Source organism: Pseudoalteromonas sp. RW-H-Ap-1 (assembly GCF_048318575.1).
Taxonomy (GTDB): domain Bacteria; phylum Pseudomonadota; class Gammaproteobacteria; order Enterobacterales; family Alteromonadaceae; genus Pseudoalteromonas.
The window spans coordinates 2,660,261-2,677,628 of sequence record NZ_CP166996.1 but is presented as its reverse complement, the minus strand read 5'-3'; the positions used below and the strand labels follow the sequence as shown (position 1 = coordinate 2,677,628).

Genomic DNA, 17,368 nt, shown 5'->3' with positions numbered 1-17,368 from the left:
CATTATTAAGTTAGCGTGCCACGTTAAAAGTATTACTCGCTTACGTTATTTCTGCCTTTCTTTTTAGCTCTATAAAGGGCTAAATCGGCATTTTTTAATGCCTCATCAAAGCTTTGTTTTGCCGCTCTTTGCGCTACACCAATAGAAACCGTCACGTTTACCGTTTTGTGGTCACTTGGCTGTTTACCTTTGCGAGATTTTTTATCGGTGCGTTTTGGGTTTCTGATCACCATGTCGTAGGTGGCAATATTTTCACGCAGTGTTTCTAGTTCAGGGATTGATTGCTCAGCTGTTTTGCGTGGAAACACCACTGTAAACTCTTCTCCGCCATAGCGGTAAATCTTGCCACCCCCTTTAACGCCAGCCATTTTAGCCGCCACTAGCTTTAACACTTGGTCGCCAATATCGTGGCCATAGGTATCGTTGAATTTTTTAAAGTGGTCAATGTCGAGCATAGCAACGGTGTATTTTCGACCTAATGATAAAGCAAGCTGATTAAGTGCTCGCCGCGTTGGTAAGCTGGTTAAATCGTCTCTATAGGCTAAATAATAAGAGTCTGTACTTACTGCCAATAAATACAAAGAAGCCATAAGCACGGCTATTACAGACCAAGGAAAATCAATAATGTGTTGCTGATTAAGGCACCACACAATAAAAGTAATTAATAAGGCGGTTTGAGTCAGGTTATGGGCTCTTAAGCTTTGCCAAATAAGCAAGCCGCCAATTATTGAAAGCGGTAAAACAATGGGTAAATAAGGAAGCAGCTGAATATAAAAAGAAGATTGTATTGTTAGTTCTTGCAAGTGTTGGCTCAGTGCTAACCAAGCAAATGCAGCACCGCCACAGACAATAACGAGTAAACTGCGAGTTACTGTGTGTATTGATAAGAGCGCTCTATCTTTTATAACTGCCAATAGCATTAATAAACTTGTAGCGCATAATAAGGTCCAGTCAGGTTGCGCTTTGAGCCAGTCAGACCAGGGTAAAGCGTAGTCTAATGAAGATAAATAAAGTACCCAAAATGCGCAAAGTAGTGCAACTCGACTTCGATTAAACTGAGTAGCAAATACAGCAGTAATAATCAGTAATGGATAAACAAGATTATTAATAAGGGAGAGCTTACTTTGCCATTGAGCTTGAAACTGAATTAATAATAAAAATAAGCCACATAGACCTAAAAGGCTCAAAGAAGTTGATTTAACTCCTGCTAATTTTAACAACCTATGCTCCAAAGACCGATGTCTAAAAATAAAGGCTTATTGTATTCATATTGAGAAATATTACTACTTTAATGCTTGTTAATTATTTAAAAACAATACTTTAAAACTAATTTAAATGACTTTTATCGACATTTTTTAACCAAATGTATGATATTTTCGATAAGGTAAAAACAGTGATAAGACTTATTTGGGAGGTTTAGATAGAGTGGATTATCGCGCTTTTAGCAATTTTAGAGGCCATCCATGGCCATTTTGCTAATCGTTTTTGTAGCGAGGATAATCACTGTAGCCTTGCTCAGTGCCACCATAAATAGTAGTAGCATCGGCTTCATTTAATGGCCAATTATGTTTAATACGCGCTGGTAAATCAGGATTGGCAATAAAAGGGCGACCAAAAGCAAATAAATCTCCATAACCTTTAGCTAGCATTGCCACAGATTTATCAACTGTGTATTTACCTGCGTAAATAATACGTCCAGAAAATTCTGCGCGTGCCACTTGATAAAATTGCTCCGGCAAATCAGGAGCATTGTCCCAATCGGCTTCAGCAATTGAAAGATAGGCAATACCCGCTTGCTCAAGTACTTTAATGGCTTCTATATAAGTATGTTGAGGGTCTGATTCTACTAATCCTAAATAAACACGGGTTTCATCAGTACTGCTAAATAGTGGCGCAAATCTAACTCCTAAACGCTCAGCGCCAACTACGTCACTAACCGCAGCAACAATCTCTTTTAAAAAGCGTAAGCGATTAGTCAGTGAACCACCGTATTCATCTTCACGTTGGTTACTATGCTCAGAAATAAATTGGTTTACTAAGTAGCCATTAGCACAATGCAGCTCCACACCATCAAATCCAGCCTCTAGCGCATTACGGGCAGCTTGTGCATACATGCCAACAAGCTCTTTTACTTCATTTGTTGTTAAAGCTTGTGGTTCACTTGGATCGGCTAAAGCGCCCTGAGCTGGCCCTGTTTCTATAAACACTTTCACACTATCAGCTGCTATTGCTGAGGGAGCAACAGGTTTGGCTTCATTTGGTTGTAGGCTAGTATGCGATACACGGCCTACATGCCACAGCTGGGCAAAAATAACTCCCCCTTCTGCATGCACGGCATTAGTCACTTTTTTCCAGCCAACGATTTGTTCAGCAGAGTGAATACCGGGTGTCCAAGCGTATCCTTGTCCTCTGGGTTCAATTTGAGTGCCCTCGGTAACCATAAAGCCAGCACTTGCACGTTGTGCGTAGTAAGTTGCCATTACTTCGTTGGGGATATTGCCAGGTACTGTACTGCGTGAGCGGGTAAGTGGCGGCATAACAATACGATTTTTCAGGGTATATGGCCCTAAACTAATGGATGAAAATAAACTGTCGATATTTTTACTCGGTTGACTCATTTTAATACCTTTTAAATTAACTATGCTGCTTAGCGCTAATAACAATGCTGGTGAGCATAGAGATTAAAAGCTACAATTTGAAACAACACTTTTTTGTTTTAGATACAATTATGAATGGTATAGGTCGGCTGGATATAAAGCAGTTGCGAGTTTTAAGCGCTTTGCTTAAATTAAAAAATGTATCGCATGTTGCACAAAAAATGGGGCTAACTCAGCAAGCTATTAGTGAGCAGCTGCGAAAATTACGCGATTTATTTGATGACAGGCTGTTTATTCGTCAAGGCAATACGATGCTGCCAACGCCAAAAGCGCTGGCACTTGAACTATCAATTAATCAAATTCTGAGTCAACTAGACGCGTTATTGGTGCCGTCACAGTTTTCCCCGCAGAGTTATCAAGGCGTTTTTACTATAAGTGCTACGGACTATGCGATTGCTGCACTTTTACCCCAGTTATTAGCAATTACTCGCCGTGAAGCGCCAGGTTTAAAGTTGATTGTTCGAGACTTCGCATCCGATAACGTTAACCAGCTTATCAGTGCAGGGGAGCTTGATTTACTGATTAGCTTTGTTGAATTTATTCCTGATAATTTAGTTTACGATACCCTATTTGAAGAACAGCATATTTGTATTGCAGGCGCACATGCGCCCACATCTTCACAGCCTTTGAGCTTATCTGAGGTTGCGAGTCGGCCGCAGTTGGTGGTGTCGGCATCTAGAGCAAATTTACGTGGATCGCACGATCGCTGGTTTGCAGATAAAGGCTACAAACGAAATATTGTCATGTCAGTACCTGGGTTTTCATCAGTGCCTGATTTACTCAATACCACCGATTTAATTGCGTTTTACCCATCACGGTTATTGCCAAATAGTAAGGTAAAGCAATTGGAGATTGAAGTATTACCGCCGCCATTTAAGGTGATTGCAGCCTGGCATCCTCGTTCAAATAATAGCGAGATTCATCAGTGGCTTATTGCACAATTAAAGCGTATTTAGACTGACTTTGCGTGAGCTAGATTTATTATCTCAAGCAGCTATTTTGAGCGCTAACTGCGTTGAATTTACTTGCAATAGACTAGCTATTGACGCGTAATTTCGCCTTGTTTTCACTGAAAATCTCTGGCTAGAGAAAATAAACATAAATATCATTTTGATTCAATATGTTAGTAAATCTCTTAACCAGAGTTCAGGTTAATTAGTTGACGAATATCGCTTCCTGTTGGTGCCTCATGGGCACGTAACGAAAAGGCGGGTAAAACCGCTAATATATGATCAAATATATCTGACTGAATATTTTCATACTCCCCCCAATTGGTGGTATTAGTGAATGCGTAAATCTCAATGGGTAACCCTTGGGTTGTTGGCGCTAATTGCCTTACCATTAAGGTCATACCCTGATGAATATGCGGATGCTGTTTTAATAGCGCCACCAAATAGTGACGAAATGTACCCACATTAGTGAGCCTGCGGCCATTTAAAGTGCAGCTCATATCTACTTTTTTAGTCGTGTTCTGCTCGTTAATAGTCGATAGCGTACTTTCAAGGTAATTACTTAGTAGCTCAGCTTTTTTAAGAGCAACAAGTGCGACTTCATCTAAAAAGTGCACACTACTCATTTCTAGATGAATGCTACGTTTTATCCGGCGTCCACCAGAGTCTGACATACCGCGCCAATTTTTAAATGAGTCAGAAATCAATGCATAGGTAGGAATAGTGGTAATGGTTTTATCCCAATTTCTTACCTTTACCGTGGTTAGCGCAATATCAATAACATCACCATCGGCACCGTATTTTGGCATTTCCAACCAATCACCTACCGCTAGCATATTATTGGCAGAGAGCTGAATACCTGCTACTAATCCTAAAATAGCGTCTTTAAATACCAGTAATAACACCGCAGACAGAGCGCCTAAGCCGCTTAGTAAAATTAACGGTGATTTATTCATCAACAACGAAACGGCTAAAATGGCGGTTAATACACTGGCAATAAGCTTAATTGTTTGCAAAAAGCCGCGCAGCGGAAAGTGAGCACTCAAGGGGCGCTTATCAGAAATTGCTTGAAATATATCCAGTAACGAAAACAGCGAAAGCAAGGCGAATAAAATGATCCACTGATCGGTGATCATTTTAATCAAATACAAAAACGTGGTGCCTTCGGGTATCCATAGTTGCGCCTGAATAACAACGACCGCTCCTTGTAAAACAAATGAGATATTACGAGCAAGCTTCTTTGCTGAATATAAAGGGCTTTTACTATCGGGTTGCGCAGCTTGTTCGCTAAAGCGGTTTTTAACTAAACGCTGAGAAACCAGCCTTAAAATGAGTTGTAATATTAATGCAAATAGCGCAATCCAAGCCAATACAATCAGGTCGTACCATAAAAATGGGCTTCCCGGAAAATAACCGCCAAACCATTGCAGTAAAAAATCTCGCAGCTGTGCGCGTGTTCCTGTCATTAATACTCCATAAGGACGCTTTTATTAATTACTGATTGTTAGTTAAGCAGCTGCAATGTAAAAAGTCTATTTAAGACTTTTTACATTATGTAGTTACAGTTTACCATGCTCGAGTTGCTGGCTAAGCTCTTCAAAAATACTTGGGTCATCTATGGTTGATGGAATTTGCAGTTCTTCACCATCAATTAACTGCCGCAGGTTTTTACGTAAAATTTTGCCAGATCGAGTTTTGGGTAACCGCTCTACACACATAATATTTTTAAGGCACGCAATAGCACCAATTTGATTACGCACGGTTTGCACCAATTGCTGTTCTACCTCTTTATGTGAGCCATGGAAATCATTTTTTAGCACCACCATCGCCATCGGGTTTTGCCCTTTTAGCGCGTCACTAATGCCAAATACTGCACATTCAGCTACAGCTGGATGCGCGGCAACAATTTCTTCCATTTCACCGGTGGATAAACGATGCCCTGCGACGTTTATCACATCATCGGTACGACCCATAATAAAGAGGTAGCCATCGTCATCAATATAACCACCATCACCAGATAAGTAGTAGCCATCGTATTCGGCCAAATAACCAACCTTAAAACGAGCCGTATTTTGCCAAATTGTCGGTAAACAGCCTGGTGGTAAAGGTAACTTAATAACAACCGCGCCTTGCTCATTAGGAGCACATTCATCCCCATTCATATCTAAAATTCGTACGTCAAACCCGGGCGTTGCAACCGTTGAACTTCCCGCTTTTGTAGGCAGGTGTTCAATGCCAACAGGGTTACACGCAATTGCCCAGCCGGTTTCAGTTTGCCACCAATGATCAAGTACTGGTAGGCCTGTTTTTTCTTTAAGCCAATCGTAGGTAGGTGGGTCTAAACGCTCTCCGGCTAAAAATAATCGTTTCAGACTTGAAGTATCGTATTGTTTAAACCCATCGGCATTGGGGTCTTCTTTTTTAATTGCGCGAAACGCAGTGGGGGCACTAAATAGGGCATTCACTTTGTATTCTTCTACTACGCGCCAAAAAGCACTGGCATCGGGGGTTCTAACCGGTTTTCCTTCAAATAAAATAGTTGCGCATCGATACATAAGCGGCGCATACACAATATACGAATGGCCCACTACCCAGCCAATATCAGAGGCGGCCCAAAACACGTCACCGGGTTTCATGCCGTATACGGTTTCCATACTGTAATGCATGGCAACCGCATGGCCGCCATTTTCACGTACCACACCTTTAGGTGTCCCTGTTGTGCCTGAGGTGTATAAAATATAAAGCGGATGATCGCCACTGACCGCAACGGGATCAACCGGTGCGGCTGTTTGCATTGCAACAGCCCAGTCAATATCACGTTCGGGCATAAGCGGTGCGGTGGCTTGCTCACGCTGATAAATAATACAGTTTTCAACTTTATAGTTAGCAGCTTCAAGCGCGCTATCGAGCAATTCTTTGTATTCAATTACGGTATTTACTTCTACACCGCAAGAGGCACTGAGTACCAATTTGGGCTTTGCGTCATCAATCCGTACCGCTAATTCATGCGCAGCAAAACCGCCAAACACAACAGAATGAATAGCGCCAATTCGGGCACAGGCTAACATGCCAATTACGGCTTCGGGGATCATAGGCATATAAATCACCACGCGGTCGCCTTTAATCACCCCTAAAGACTCCATTAACCCAGCAAATTTAGCGACCTCTTGCTGTAGTTGTAAATAACTATAACAGCGTTTGCTATTGGTAACCGGTGAATCATAAATTAACGCTGTTTCATTACCATGCCCAGCGATTACATGTTGATCTACGGCTAAAAAACAGCTGTTAAGCTCGCCGTCTGCATACCAGTGGTGCAGTCCTTGTTGATCTTGTGTATATGCTGTTTCTGGAGCCTTGTACCAAGGTAGTCGCTTACTTTGTGATAACCAAAACGCTGCCGGGTCTTGTTTAAATTCATTGTAATGTTGTTTATATTCACCTGACATAAAGGCTCCTGAGCAAAATTTATCCTAACTAAACTAAGCGCTTTTTATCAGCAGTGATATTCGACTATGGTCGATTAAATAGTAAGCGATGCTTTTAGTTTTTGGCCAACGTGATGATTGTATAGAACTAAAAAGTTCCAACTAATGTAAAATGTTTCAGTCATTAATTAAGAGTAAATGGATATAAGAATGAATCAAATGGTCAGAGTAGGCGTTGCAGTAATAGTAATGCATGATAATAAAATTTTACTCGGTGAACGGATAGGCGCACATGGCGCGAATACGTGGGCAACGCCTGGTGGACATTTAGAATTTGGTGAAACTGTTGAGCAATGCGCTGTGCGTGAAGTAGTAGAAGAGACAGGGCTTAATGTCACTAATATTCGTAAACTCGATTTTACCAACGATATTTTTAGCACAGAGAACAAACATTATATTACCTTATATGTGAAAGCAGACTATGAAGGCGGAGAGGTTATAAATAAAGAACCTCACAAATGTTTACAGTGGCGCTGGTGCGATATTAATGACTTGCCCGCACCTTTGTTTACCTCATTAAAAAATTATTTAGCACAGAATACCTTGCCCGCTAAGTATTAAAGGTTTTTTGGCATAGGGAGTTGCCATTTATTTAAAATTTGCTGATATTCACCACTTTCCTTGATGGCATTTAACCTATCGCTAATAATTTTTGCTGTGTGTGAGTCAAACTGATTACTGGCTGCAAAATGCAAAGAAGAGGGTAACTCATCTAAATGGATGCGTTTTGAAATTAAATTAGGGTCGAGCCCCGTGCGCTTTAATTCGTTTTCAAGTGTGAGCGTATTGGTTACAACAAAGTCGATACGATCTTTATATAGCATTTTCCAGAGCTGCTGATAATAACTGACTAATACTAGGTTTTCATTTTCAGTAAAGCCTTTAGTTTCTAAATAAGCTTGTGCAGAGTAGCCGCGAATAGTGGCTACTTTGTACTCTTTAGCAAAATTTAAATGAATCACTTCATCTTTGTGGTTACTTAAACTAACTAGGTATGCGTCCGCAAAGTAGACTTTACCTAGCCACTTATATTGATGATGTCTGTTTGGTGTTTTTAGCAGTGACATTATTATGGCATTAGGATTGGCTCGTTGCTGTTGGAATATTCTAGCCATTGGCATTATTTCAAACTTTGCTGTTAAATCAGTGCCATTTAAAACTGCTTTAGCTATATCAACCAGCGCGCCCTGTGCTTCACCTTGAGGGTTTTTAAAATGATAAGGCGGTAAATCTTCAGCGATGAAGGTAACAGGGGTTGCGTTGCAGAACGCACTATAAAAAAACAATACAAAAACAGTTAACACCATACGCAAAAGCATAAATAATTGTCTTTAAAGCAATACTATAACGCTAGTGTAAAGAAAAACATTAATAAGGTACATGATAAATGTATATTTTAAGTAAGCAGATTGTTTACTTGTTGTTTTTTATAAATTGGCGAGGCGAGCAATGATGCCAGCGTTTAAAGGCACGATTAAAAGAACTTTGATCGTTAAATCCCAGCATAAAAGCGATTTTATTTAGTGAATAGTGGTGAATATAAGTTAATAAACGTCGTTTTTGCTCTGCTTCAAGCAGCGCGGCAAACGTGGTTTGCTCTTTTTTTAGATAGCGCTGTAGTGTACGTGGCGTCATATTTAAGGCCGCAGCTGTCCTGAGCAAAGAGCAATCTTGTAAGTCGTGTTTTGCCATTAAAATATGATTAATTTTTTCTGATAATAACTGCTGACTTTTAAACTGGGATAGCTGTTGCTCTGACATTTGCTTAAGCATTGCGTTGATTTGGCTATTATCGGTTTTAAAGGGCAGGGTTAAGTAATTACTTGGAAACTCGATTTGATTAAAGCTAGCGCCAGCTTTTACTGGGCAATTAAACCAATTAGTTAATCTGTGTTGTTCGGTGTTTGAAAAGTGTGTTGAAAAATACACACAGCTAGGTGAAAGCTCAGGATTAAGTAGTTGGCGTACTACGCTGACCCAAGCGGTCATATTTCGTAAAACAGCCTGTGAACTACATTGTGGATCGGCTAACCAAGTTACTTTACACCGTGTTTTTTGTTGCTCAAACTTGGCGCGACCAATATTAGCCACTAGGCTGTCGTAATTAAGTAGAGCAGTAATAGCGCTGGCTAAATTAGTACTCGATTCAATTAAATACCCCAATACACCAAAATCAGCGGTGCGTATTTGTTTTCCTAACTCAAAGCCAAATAAGGGATCGTTTAACGCCTGTTGTGCATAGCCAAGCAGCGCATTATAGCTTTTTAAGCTGATACGCGGCGCCAATTGTTGTGACTGTTTATTGGTATACTCGTTAAAATCAATAGCGCTTAAAGCCACTTGGCTAGCTAAGCCTTGGGCTTCAAGATAATCCAAACAGCTACAAAAATAATGATCGGCTAAGGTTTTCATTTGTCGCCTAAAGCTAAAAAATAGTCGTCTAATCGCAAGTTTGCCACGGCATATTTTTATATGCTAGTGATCGATAAAAATAATAGGGTGAAGGTCATGGTAGAAATAAAGGTTAAGCGAGCTGTGGCAGCAACGCCGGAGCAAATACGCAGCGTATTACTAGCGCATTCTGATTTAGGACGATTTTTTAATGCTCACTTTACACTACTAGTACCACAAGAGCCGGGTGAAATAAGTGGCGGAAAAGGCACGATTAGAGAAATAAAAATGCAAGGCACTACCTTTAAAGAGCAAATAATAGCTGCAGATAACAGTCATATTAGTTACCGTATTATAGGTAGCAAGCCCGTTGCGCAGCATCGTGGTGATATTTACTTAAATGCTAATAACAAAGAACCATCGCTCACTGAGGTTAATTACCATATTAGTTGCATTGCACCTTTTTGGGTACCCGATTTTATACTGGCTTTTTTTATAAAAAAAGATATTAGCCAAGCACTTAAAAAAATAGCCCGTTATTTTCAGGAGCGTGTTGTATGAGCATTGAAATTATTTTACTCGCACTGAGCCCTATTTTTTTGCTGTTTGTTGCTATCGAGTTTATTAAATTTAGGCGTCACTACGATATAAAAGACAGTTTAGCCAATGCATTATTGGCTTTATTACATCAAGGTGCTGATGCTATTGCATTAATAGTACTAATGCCGTTTTTTTACTGGCTGTATCAGTTTCGGTTATTTGATATTGAATTGACAGTATTGACCATATTAGGTGCCTTTGTACTGCAAGATTTTTTATATTATTGGTTTCATCGTGCATCACACCATATACATTGGTTATGGGCAGCGCATGTAGTACATCATAGCTCTACGAGAATGAATTTTACTACTGCCTTTAGACAAAGTTTAATGTATCCGCTTGCGGGCATGTGGCTGTTTTGGATGCCAATGATATTACTTGGTTTTGAACCTGTGATTGTTTTTGCCGTAGTTGCCCTTAATTTAGCGTATCAATTTTTTGTTCACACCCAAGTGGTAAAAAAGCTGGGTTGGTTTGAAAGCGTATTTAATACCCCATCACATCATCGGGTACATCATGCTATTAACAATGGTTATTTAGATAAAAACTTTGCAGGGGTACTAATTGTTTGGGATAAGTTATTTGGCACTTATGTAGAAGAGGATGAAAACAAGCCTTGTAAATACGGAATTATTGGCCAACTACACAGTAATAACCCGATTAAAATTACCTTTCATCAGTGGCAGCATCTCGTTAAAAGTACTTACAGAGCAAAGGGATTAAAAGCAAAGTTAAAAGTAGTCTTTGGTTACCCAACAAGCTCCCAAGGTATTAATAAGTAAGCCTATTTTTTATAAAAAAGCCAGGAGTAAATATCATCACTCCTGGCTTATCTCACAGTAAAACTTAATTTATTTGGCCGTTGTGATCACTGTATCAATTAAGTGAACAACGCCATTACTGGTATAAATATCAGTGGTTGTTACATTGCTACCCGCTACTTGTAGTGATGTAGCTGGTAAGCTTACTTGCCACCAAATATCGTTCACAGCTTGGCCATTATTTTGACCTGCTGCCGTATCACCTGAGAAGGTATATAAAGGGCGGCCAAGGTAGGCGACTTGCATGCTGTCATCTGAGCGGGGAATCAATGATAAACCGGGTACATTTCCACTTGACGCTGCAGTACCAAGAACAGGCGGCCATGTTGTTGCACATGCATCTTCACACGCGCTCATTGCTTCACCTAAATCATTGTCGAACACATAAACTGTTTTACCTGGCATAGCATCAGCCATACCCGTTACTAATCGACTATTAGTTGAATCGTAAGCAATGCTATCTGTTGCTGTGTTTTCTGTGCTGGTAAAGTCTACAACGTTTACGCTTAGCATGTTATCAGCAAGCGTGGTCACCGTTTTACCATTAGCTGCAAATGCATCAGTACTGCCCACTTGAGCGCCTAACACATGTTGAGTTAGCACACCTGTTAATGCAGTCGTGTCAGCCAATAAAGCCTCTAGATCAGCGGTAGGGATTTTGCTAAATGCAGCATTTGTCGGTGCAAATACCGTAAATGATTGAGTGGTGTCGTTAAAGGTATCTACTAGTGATGCTGCTTGCAGTGCAGTGACTAAAGTAGATAGTGCAGGTGTTTCAGTAGCCACTGTAGCAATTGTTTTAGTCGGGGTACCAACTTCAGACGGTGGCATAATTACTTTATTTAATATATGGATAACGCCGTTACTAGCGATTACATTTGCCTCTGAAAATGCTGAGTCATTGATAAATAGTGAGCTATCTACATGAGAAATAGCTGCCATGTCGCCATTGGCCATTTCTATCTTGTTGCTGTTGCTATTGGCAATACTTACTGCGTCATCTGATAAAACTGTCGCGTCAGAAAAAACATGGTACAGCAAAATATCACGAAGCGTATCTGTATCAGCTAGTAGCGCATTAATTGTATCCTGTCCGAGCGCAGCAAATGCAGCGTCTGTAGGAGCAAATACACTAAAAGTATTATCTGGATTGGCAACTAGTGTATCTAAGCCTGTTGCCGTTAGAGCCGCGAGAAGTGTCGTAAAGTTACCATCAGCGCTCGCTATGTCAGCAATTGTATTAGTACTTTGAGGTAAAGTAACATCAGAAATAATAACTGAATCGATTACATGAATGACACCGTTATTGGTCATAATATCTTTAACTACAATGTTTGCTCCGCCAAACGATAGCATGTTTGTTTCTGCGTTTATCGCCACTGGAAGGGTATTGCCCAGCAGCGTTTCTGCTGATTGACCGTTAAGAGACATTGCAGTTACAGAATCTACTGACCCTACAAGCACATGCTGCTTCAAAATATCGGCTAAAACGGTGGGATTAGCCAGTAATGTGTTTAAAAATTTGCTACCAATTGCTTCGAATGCAGCATCAGTAGGTGCAAATACGGTAAATTCTGATGATTCGTCCGCTAGTGCTGAAGTAAGGGATGCAGCGTCAAGAGCCGCAAGTAATGTACTAAAGTTACCAGCTTGCTGAGCTGTTTCAATAATATTATTGGTTGGTGCTGTTTCTGACACTGTTTTTGGTGTAAGCACTGCATCAATAACATGAATAATTCCGTTGTCGGTTACAATGTCGGTCATTGTAACTGTGCTGGTATTTACTAATAAATTCTCACCATTTAAAGATAAAGCAATGCTTTGTCCGTTGACTGTCTCAACAGTGGTACCCGCTAAACTAATAGCTGTTTGCGCATCTACTCTGCCAGAGATAACATGGTAAGTTAAAATTGAGCTTAGGGTGTCTGTATCGGCTAATAAGTTATTAATTGTTTCTTCACCTAATAACGAAAATGCATCATCGGTAGGGGCAAATACAGTATAACTGGTAGTTAAATCATCAAGGGTTTCATCTAGACCGGTTGCTTCTAGTGCTGCAACAAGAGTGGTGAACTCTCCAGAGTCCTGTGCGGCGTCAAAGACTGAGACGGCAGGTTGTGGATCTACAGTTACTGGAGCGTTGTTATCGTCATCGCTACTACAGCCTTGAATAAGTAACAAGGGAAGTATGATAGCACCGAGCTTAAATACTTTATTCATAATTGTTCCTTTAATCGAATGTTACAGTGTTACAGCTTTGTGAACAGTACGAAGCCATTTACAGTGTTGATCAAAAAAACATGCGTTATTTTTATACAATTTAATAGGTGTAAGATTTTATTGAATTTTTATTCAAGAAAGCGTTTAAATTTTAGTTTTTTTACTGCGCGGTGCACCAAGTAAAATAAATACGTGGCAAATACATACGGATAGAAATGCACTAATCCCCAAAGCACCACCAAAACCATCAAGAATAGGTACTAAATAAGCAAAAAACAGTGAAAATATAATTGAAGAACTGGCAAGCGTATACACACCAAAACGGTGGGGAGCACTCATGCCAATAAATGTGCCGCCAAAAAAGACGATGCTATATAGCTCAGCGTTGAAACTAAATTGTGCAAATATTAAATAAGCAATAATGGATAGGGCTGCAGAGGCTCGGATCCCATCAAAGCGATTATGCTTAGCCAAGTAAAAGGTTAAAAACGCCCCTAACAAAGCAAGCAGCGGATAAATAAGCGTCATATTATTAACTCCTTGGCTAAAACAAATAAGGCGACACTAGCAAATGCAATGCTACCTAATCGTCCACCAAACCCTGCAAATATGTTAATCGTGAGTGTGTACAAAACAGCCCCAATGGCAGAAATAGCCGCAATTTCCCAGTATTCAGTAATTAAACTAGTGGAGCACATACCGGCAAAACTGCCTGCATAAATAGCTGCATAGGGATGGTTTTTGTAATCGGCAGGAAATGGAATAAATGAACCTATAAGCCCCGTTAAACCAGCAGATACAACAATAGGCAATGCGAATGTGGTATGCATTACAAAACACGATAGGCAGCCGATAAAAAAGGTAATGAATTTTAAAAGTATGAATTTAGTCATGGCGCGCACATCATAATGTATCAGTTTTGGCTTTAATAGTTAAAAACTGATATTTAAGACTAAAATCGATACACCATTGTTAAAAGATGAATTATTACTGTTGAAAATTATCGATATGCAATGAATGACTAAAAATAACAGTGTTGATGTTCTATAAATTGCAAATTATGTATAATGCGGCATATTTCATATATTAAAAGTTATAACCTAAGGTAATTTATGTCTAACTGTTTACATCTGGCTATCCCCGCTGGCGATCTTGAAAAAGCGAAAACGTTTTACTGTGACGTACTCGGCTGTAAAACCGGCAATAGTGAAGCTGGACGATGGGTAGACATTGATTTTTGGGGCAACGAGTTAACTCTGCATCAAAGCGTTGAGCGTTTACCTACGGTACGTCACGACGTTGATATGGGCGCAGTGGCTGTACCACACTTCGGTATTCATTTATCAGAAAGTGAGTTTCAAGGACTTAAGCAACGCATTGCTGATGCCGGCCTTGAATATTTAGATAAACCTTACCGTCGTTTTGTTGGTGATGAGTTTGAGCAAGAAACCTTTTTTATTGAAGATCCCAACGGTAACGTGCTTGAAATGAAAACCATGGTTAATCCTGAGGTACTGTTTAAAAAGGATTAAGCTAGCAATTATAGCTGAGCTAGTCTTACTGACTAGCTCATGTTTTTTGCCTTTAAATTGCGGTTCCTACCATTTTTTCAGCCTGCTTTGCCTTTCTCTTTAATTTCTGTTTATACATCGCTTCATCACCCGCTTTTAAAACTGTGTCTAAGTTATCAGGTGGCTGAGTATAGCTAGTTTGCCCAACACTGGCGTAAATGGAAATAGTATGGCCCTGATGCTCTATAGTTAACTGGTTTAATTGTTGCTCTAGGGTGTTAACTCGCTGGTTAATTTTTTCGTTGCTATTAAATAATGCCATGGCTACAAATTCATCGCCTCCTAAGCGGCCAACAGCATCTTCACTGCGCATGTGTTGACCAAGTGACTCTGCAACTTTGCATAGTACTTTGTCGCCTACATCATGGCCATAGGTATCATTAATTGCTTTAAAACGGTCTAGATCTATGTATAAAAAACACAAAACGCCCCCTCGTTGCTTATGCTCTGCCAATAAGTCGTTTGCTTTTAAGCTCCACCCACGACGATTGTATATATGGCATAAGTGATCAAAGTTAGCGTGTCGTTCAGCCTGTTTTTTTGCATAGCTTAATCTTTGAATTCGTTTTCCGACGGCAATAGCTAGTAATAAAGATTCGATTGTAAACGCAATAACAAACCCATAGCGTTGAATGAATGGACTGTAATCGGTTAGTAGTACTCTAAAAGTCATACTAATAAACACACTTGCCAGTGCTATAAATACCAAGTTTGCTTCATTAACACCGTACTTTGTTTGTATCGCGCTGAGGATAAAAATAGTCATGACAATAAATAATGATAAATAGCCGGTTACTGCAGAGGTAATATTAGTTATGAGTGGCAGATCGAGCGCTATTTTTTGTAAGCACAAAGTCAGTACGCATAAGGCGGCAACTTTTAATGTATTGCTTAACTTTGGAAAGTATCTAGGTAGCTCTAATAGTGCGCTCATAAACCATGTGGCACTGACTATAGTTAAACCAATACTTAACGTGTAAAGATGACTTACGTACACAGAGTAGTACTGCTGTGTAAATAAATAAGGCTGTCCTTCTTGAAAGAATATAAAACTAGCGATACAAAAAATATAAATGCCATACAGTTTAAAAAGAGGGTCTTTTATGCCGTGTCCTATAATTAATGCATAAAAAATAAGTGTGGCGCAAAGACCATAAAAAATGCCAAAAATAAGGTTATAGCGTTGTATTTTTTCGACAAACGGTTGTGTATCTAACCAAGTAAAGCGTGGGGTATAAGCTGCTGAGGTAGTAACTGTAAGCTGTGCAGTAAAAACGCCTTGGTCCATTAAAATTGCCATCTGATTGGTTTTTAAAGGTGTTTTATATACTGAATTTTGCTGCCACGAAAAGTCTGTAAGTGCAGGGCGAGTAAAAGAAAATACACCACCTTGGTTCAAGTTACAGCTTAATTCGAGATGATTGATACCGTTTTTAAGCTTAATATTTGAGACAACTTCTTTGGATAAAGACACCGATGTGTTTGTTGCTCTTTCACTGAGCTGGCAATGCTCTTGCGCATAAGTAACGCTACTAAACAGCGTAATACAAGCGCATATAAAAATGCTAAATCTAATCATCAGTGCGCTTAACATGCTCAAAAACCTCTTGTCTTTATCGTAAAATTCATTGCTACTAAAAGGACGAATACTTTAAACCATACTAACAAAGCAGGTAGGCTTTACTAGTAATAAAGTATTTAAATAATGACTTAGTGCAAAAATGGGTTACTTTTAATCACACATGTATTTCACTGGGGGTTTTATTGAAGTGGCGTTTAAACTCACGGCTAAATTGTGAAGCACTAGTATAGCCTACTTTAAATGCGGCCTCGTTAGCTTTACTGCCAGAGGTGGTTATTAATTCTTTTGCTTTTGCTAAGCGTACTTTTTTTAAATACTGCAAAGGGGATTCAAACGTAACTTGTTTAAAGGCACGATGAAAAGATGACACACTCATATTCACTTCTTCAGCTAAGTGCTCTACGGTAATAGGGTTTGCGTAGTCACTATGTAATGTTGATAAAGTACGCGCTATGCGCGCGTAATGGCCATCATGCATTGCAAGCCCAATTAAGGTATGCCCTTGAGGGCCACACAGTACTCTATATACTAATTCTTTAACTATATCGCCACCAAATACCTCAGCCTCAAGCGGATTGTTTAATACTGTTAACAGTCGATGAGTGACTTGCTCCATGGCCATATCTAAAGCGGCACTTTGGACGGCTCCGCTTTGCGTTAACGGTGTTGAAATAGGGTTATGTTGCATCATTTGGTTAACCAGTTTGTACAGCATGGCTGGGTTTATATCAATTGCAATACCCATTACTGGTAAATCATTATCAGTAAATGCTTCACATTCTAGTGGAACGGGCACTCCCAGTACTAAATAATCGCCTGCACCATACTGGATTTGATGCTCAGGGAAGTGAATAATTTTATGTCCTTGGCCAACAATAATAATACCTGAATTATAAATAAGCGGCTGACGCGCTGAACTTTTAGTGGCGCGATGAAAGTATACCCCTGGAATAATAGTTTCCATGGTACCTTCAAAGCTGAGTAACTTATTATGCTCTGCGTATTGTTGTAACAAAGTGGCGATGGTCGTCATAAGAACAGCTTAAATTAACGGTAATTGGCATAAAATAACAACGCTGATAGTTTTA

General features: G+C 39.8%; 16 protein-coding genes. 5 read left to right on the top strand and 11 right to left on the bottom strand.

Features of this window, described 5'->3' with window-relative positions:
* Window positions 1-32: 32 nt before the first annotated feature.
* The gene (locus AB8618_RS12825; RefSeq protein WP_409423832.1) at window positions 33-1,220 is read right to left on the bottom strand and encodes a sensor domain-containing diguanylate cyclase; all 1,188 of its coding nucleotides are present in this window, start codon (window positions 1,218-1,220) and stop codon (window positions 33-35) included.
* A gap of 255 nt (window positions 1,221-1,475) precedes the next feature.
* Window positions 1,476-2,618, bottom strand: coding sequence for an alkene reductase (locus AB8618_RS12820; protein ID WP_409423831.1), 1,143 nt, complete (start codon window positions 2,616-2,618; stop codon window positions 1,476-1,478).
* 110 nt (window positions 2,619-2,728) lie between these two features.
* On the opposite strand from AB8618_RS12820, the gene AB8618_RS12815 reads away from it, so the two are divergent.
* Entirely contained in the window at window positions 2,729-3,613 is an 885-nt protein-coding gene (locus AB8618_RS12815; protein WP_409423830.1) for a LysR family transcriptional regulator, read from the top strand.
* 179 nt (window positions 3,614-3,792) lie between these two features.
* Here AB8618_RS12815 and AB8618_RS12810 read toward each other — a convergent pair whose 3' ends face one another.
* Both AB8618_RS12810 and AB8618_RS12805 read right to left on the bottom strand, forming a co-directional pair.
* Window positions 3,793-5,073, bottom strand: a complete 1,281-nt coding sequence (locus tag AB8618_RS12810; RefSeq protein WP_409423829.1) for a mechanosensitive ion channel family protein — start codon at window positions 5,071-5,073, stop codon at window positions 3,793-3,795.
* A gap of 93 nt (window positions 5,074-5,166) precedes the next feature.
* Window positions 5,167-7,056, bottom strand: a complete 1,890-nt coding sequence (locus AB8618_RS12805) for an AMP-binding protein (RefSeq protein ID WP_409423828.1) — start codon at window positions 7,054-7,056, stop codon at window positions 5,167-5,169.
* 189 nt (window positions 7,057-7,245) lie between these two features.
* On the opposite strand from AB8618_RS12805, the gene AB8618_RS12800 reads away from it, so the two are divergent.
* Complete coding sequence (locus AB8618_RS12800; protein WP_409423827.1) at window positions 7,246-7,656, top strand: nucleotide triphosphate diphosphatase NUDT15; 411 nt, start codon at window positions 7,246-7,248, stop codon at window positions 7,654-7,656.
* On the opposite strand, the gene AB8618_RS12795 is transcribed toward AB8618_RS12800, so the two are convergent.
* Window positions 7,653-8,414: a substrate-binding periplasmic protein gene (locus AB8618_RS12795; protein WP_413400745.1), complete on the bottom strand. Its 762-nt coding sequence runs from the start codon at window positions 8,412-8,414 to the stop codon at window positions 7,653-7,655. The two genes, AB8618_RS12800 and AB8618_RS12795, sit on opposite strands and share 4 nt — an antisense overlap.
* Before the next feature lie 94 nt (window positions 8,415-8,508).
* A complete protein-coding gene (locus AB8618_RS12790) occupies window positions 8,509-9,507 on the bottom strand; it encodes an AraC family transcriptional regulator ligand-binding domain-containing protein (RefSeq protein WP_409423826.1) in 999 nt (332 codons plus the stop codon).
* Between the two features lie 96 nt (window positions 9,508-9,603).
* Between AB8618_RS12790 and AB8618_RS12785 the strand changes: the two genes are divergently transcribed.
* On the top strand, window positions 9,604-10,047 hold the full coding sequence (locus tag AB8618_RS12785; protein ID WP_409423825.1) for an SRPBCC family protein: 444 nt from the start codon (window positions 9,604-9,606) through the stop codon (window positions 10,045-10,047).
* Window positions 10,044-10,868 carry a sterol desaturase family protein gene (locus AB8618_RS12780; RefSeq protein ID WP_413400744.1) on the top strand — a complete coding sequence of 275 codons (825 nt, stop codon included), beginning with the start codon at window positions 10,044-10,046 and terminating at the stop codon, window positions 10,866-10,868. The genes AB8618_RS12785 and AB8618_RS12780 overlap by 4 nt, the downstream gene beginning before the upstream one ends.
* A 69-nt stretch (window positions 10,869-10,937) precedes the next feature.
* Here the strand turns inward: AB8618_RS12780 and AB8618_RS12775 are convergent, their stop codons facing one another.
* From AB8618_RS12775 to AB8618_RS12765, 3 genes are all read right to left on the bottom strand, one after another.
* Window positions 10,938-13,127 (bottom strand): fasciclin domain-containing protein, encoded by a 2,190-nt coding sequence (locus AB8618_RS12775; protein ID WP_409423823.1) that lies wholly within the window; start codon window positions 13,125-13,127, stop codon window positions 10,938-10,940.
* A gap of 144 nt (window positions 13,128-13,271) precedes the next feature.
* Entirely contained in the window at window positions 13,272-13,655 is a 384-nt protein-coding gene (locus tag AB8618_RS12770) for a hypothetical protein (RefSeq protein WP_409423822.1), read from the bottom strand.
* On the bottom strand, window positions 13,652-14,020 hold the full coding sequence (locus AB8618_RS12765) for a hypothetical protein (protein ID WP_409423821.1): 369 nt from the start codon (window positions 14,018-14,020) through the stop codon (window positions 13,652-13,654). Before AB8618_RS12765 ends, AB8618_RS12770 begins: the two co-directional genes overlap by 4 nt.
* A 219-nt stretch (window positions 14,021-14,239) precedes the next feature.
* Between AB8618_RS12765 and AB8618_RS12760 the strand changes: the two genes are divergently transcribed.
* Window positions 14,240-14,659 (top strand): VOC family protein, encoded by a 420-nt coding sequence (locus AB8618_RS12760; protein WP_138608683.1) that lies wholly within the window; start codon window positions 14,240-14,242, stop codon window positions 14,657-14,659.
* A gap of 52 nt (window positions 14,660-14,711) precedes the next feature.
* On the opposite strand, the gene AB8618_RS12755 is transcribed toward AB8618_RS12760, so the two are convergent.
* Window positions 14,712-16,277, bottom strand: a complete 1,566-nt coding sequence (locus AB8618_RS12755; RefSeq protein WP_409423820.1) for a diguanylate cyclase — start codon at window positions 16,275-16,277, stop codon at window positions 14,712-14,714.
* A gap of 157 nt (window positions 16,278-16,434) precedes the next feature.
* Complete coding sequence (locus AB8618_RS12750) at window positions 16,435-17,313, bottom strand: AraC family transcriptional regulator (RefSeq protein WP_413400743.1); 879 nt, start codon at window positions 17,311-17,313, stop codon at window positions 16,435-16,437.
* Window positions 17,314-17,368: the final 55 nt, after the last annotated feature.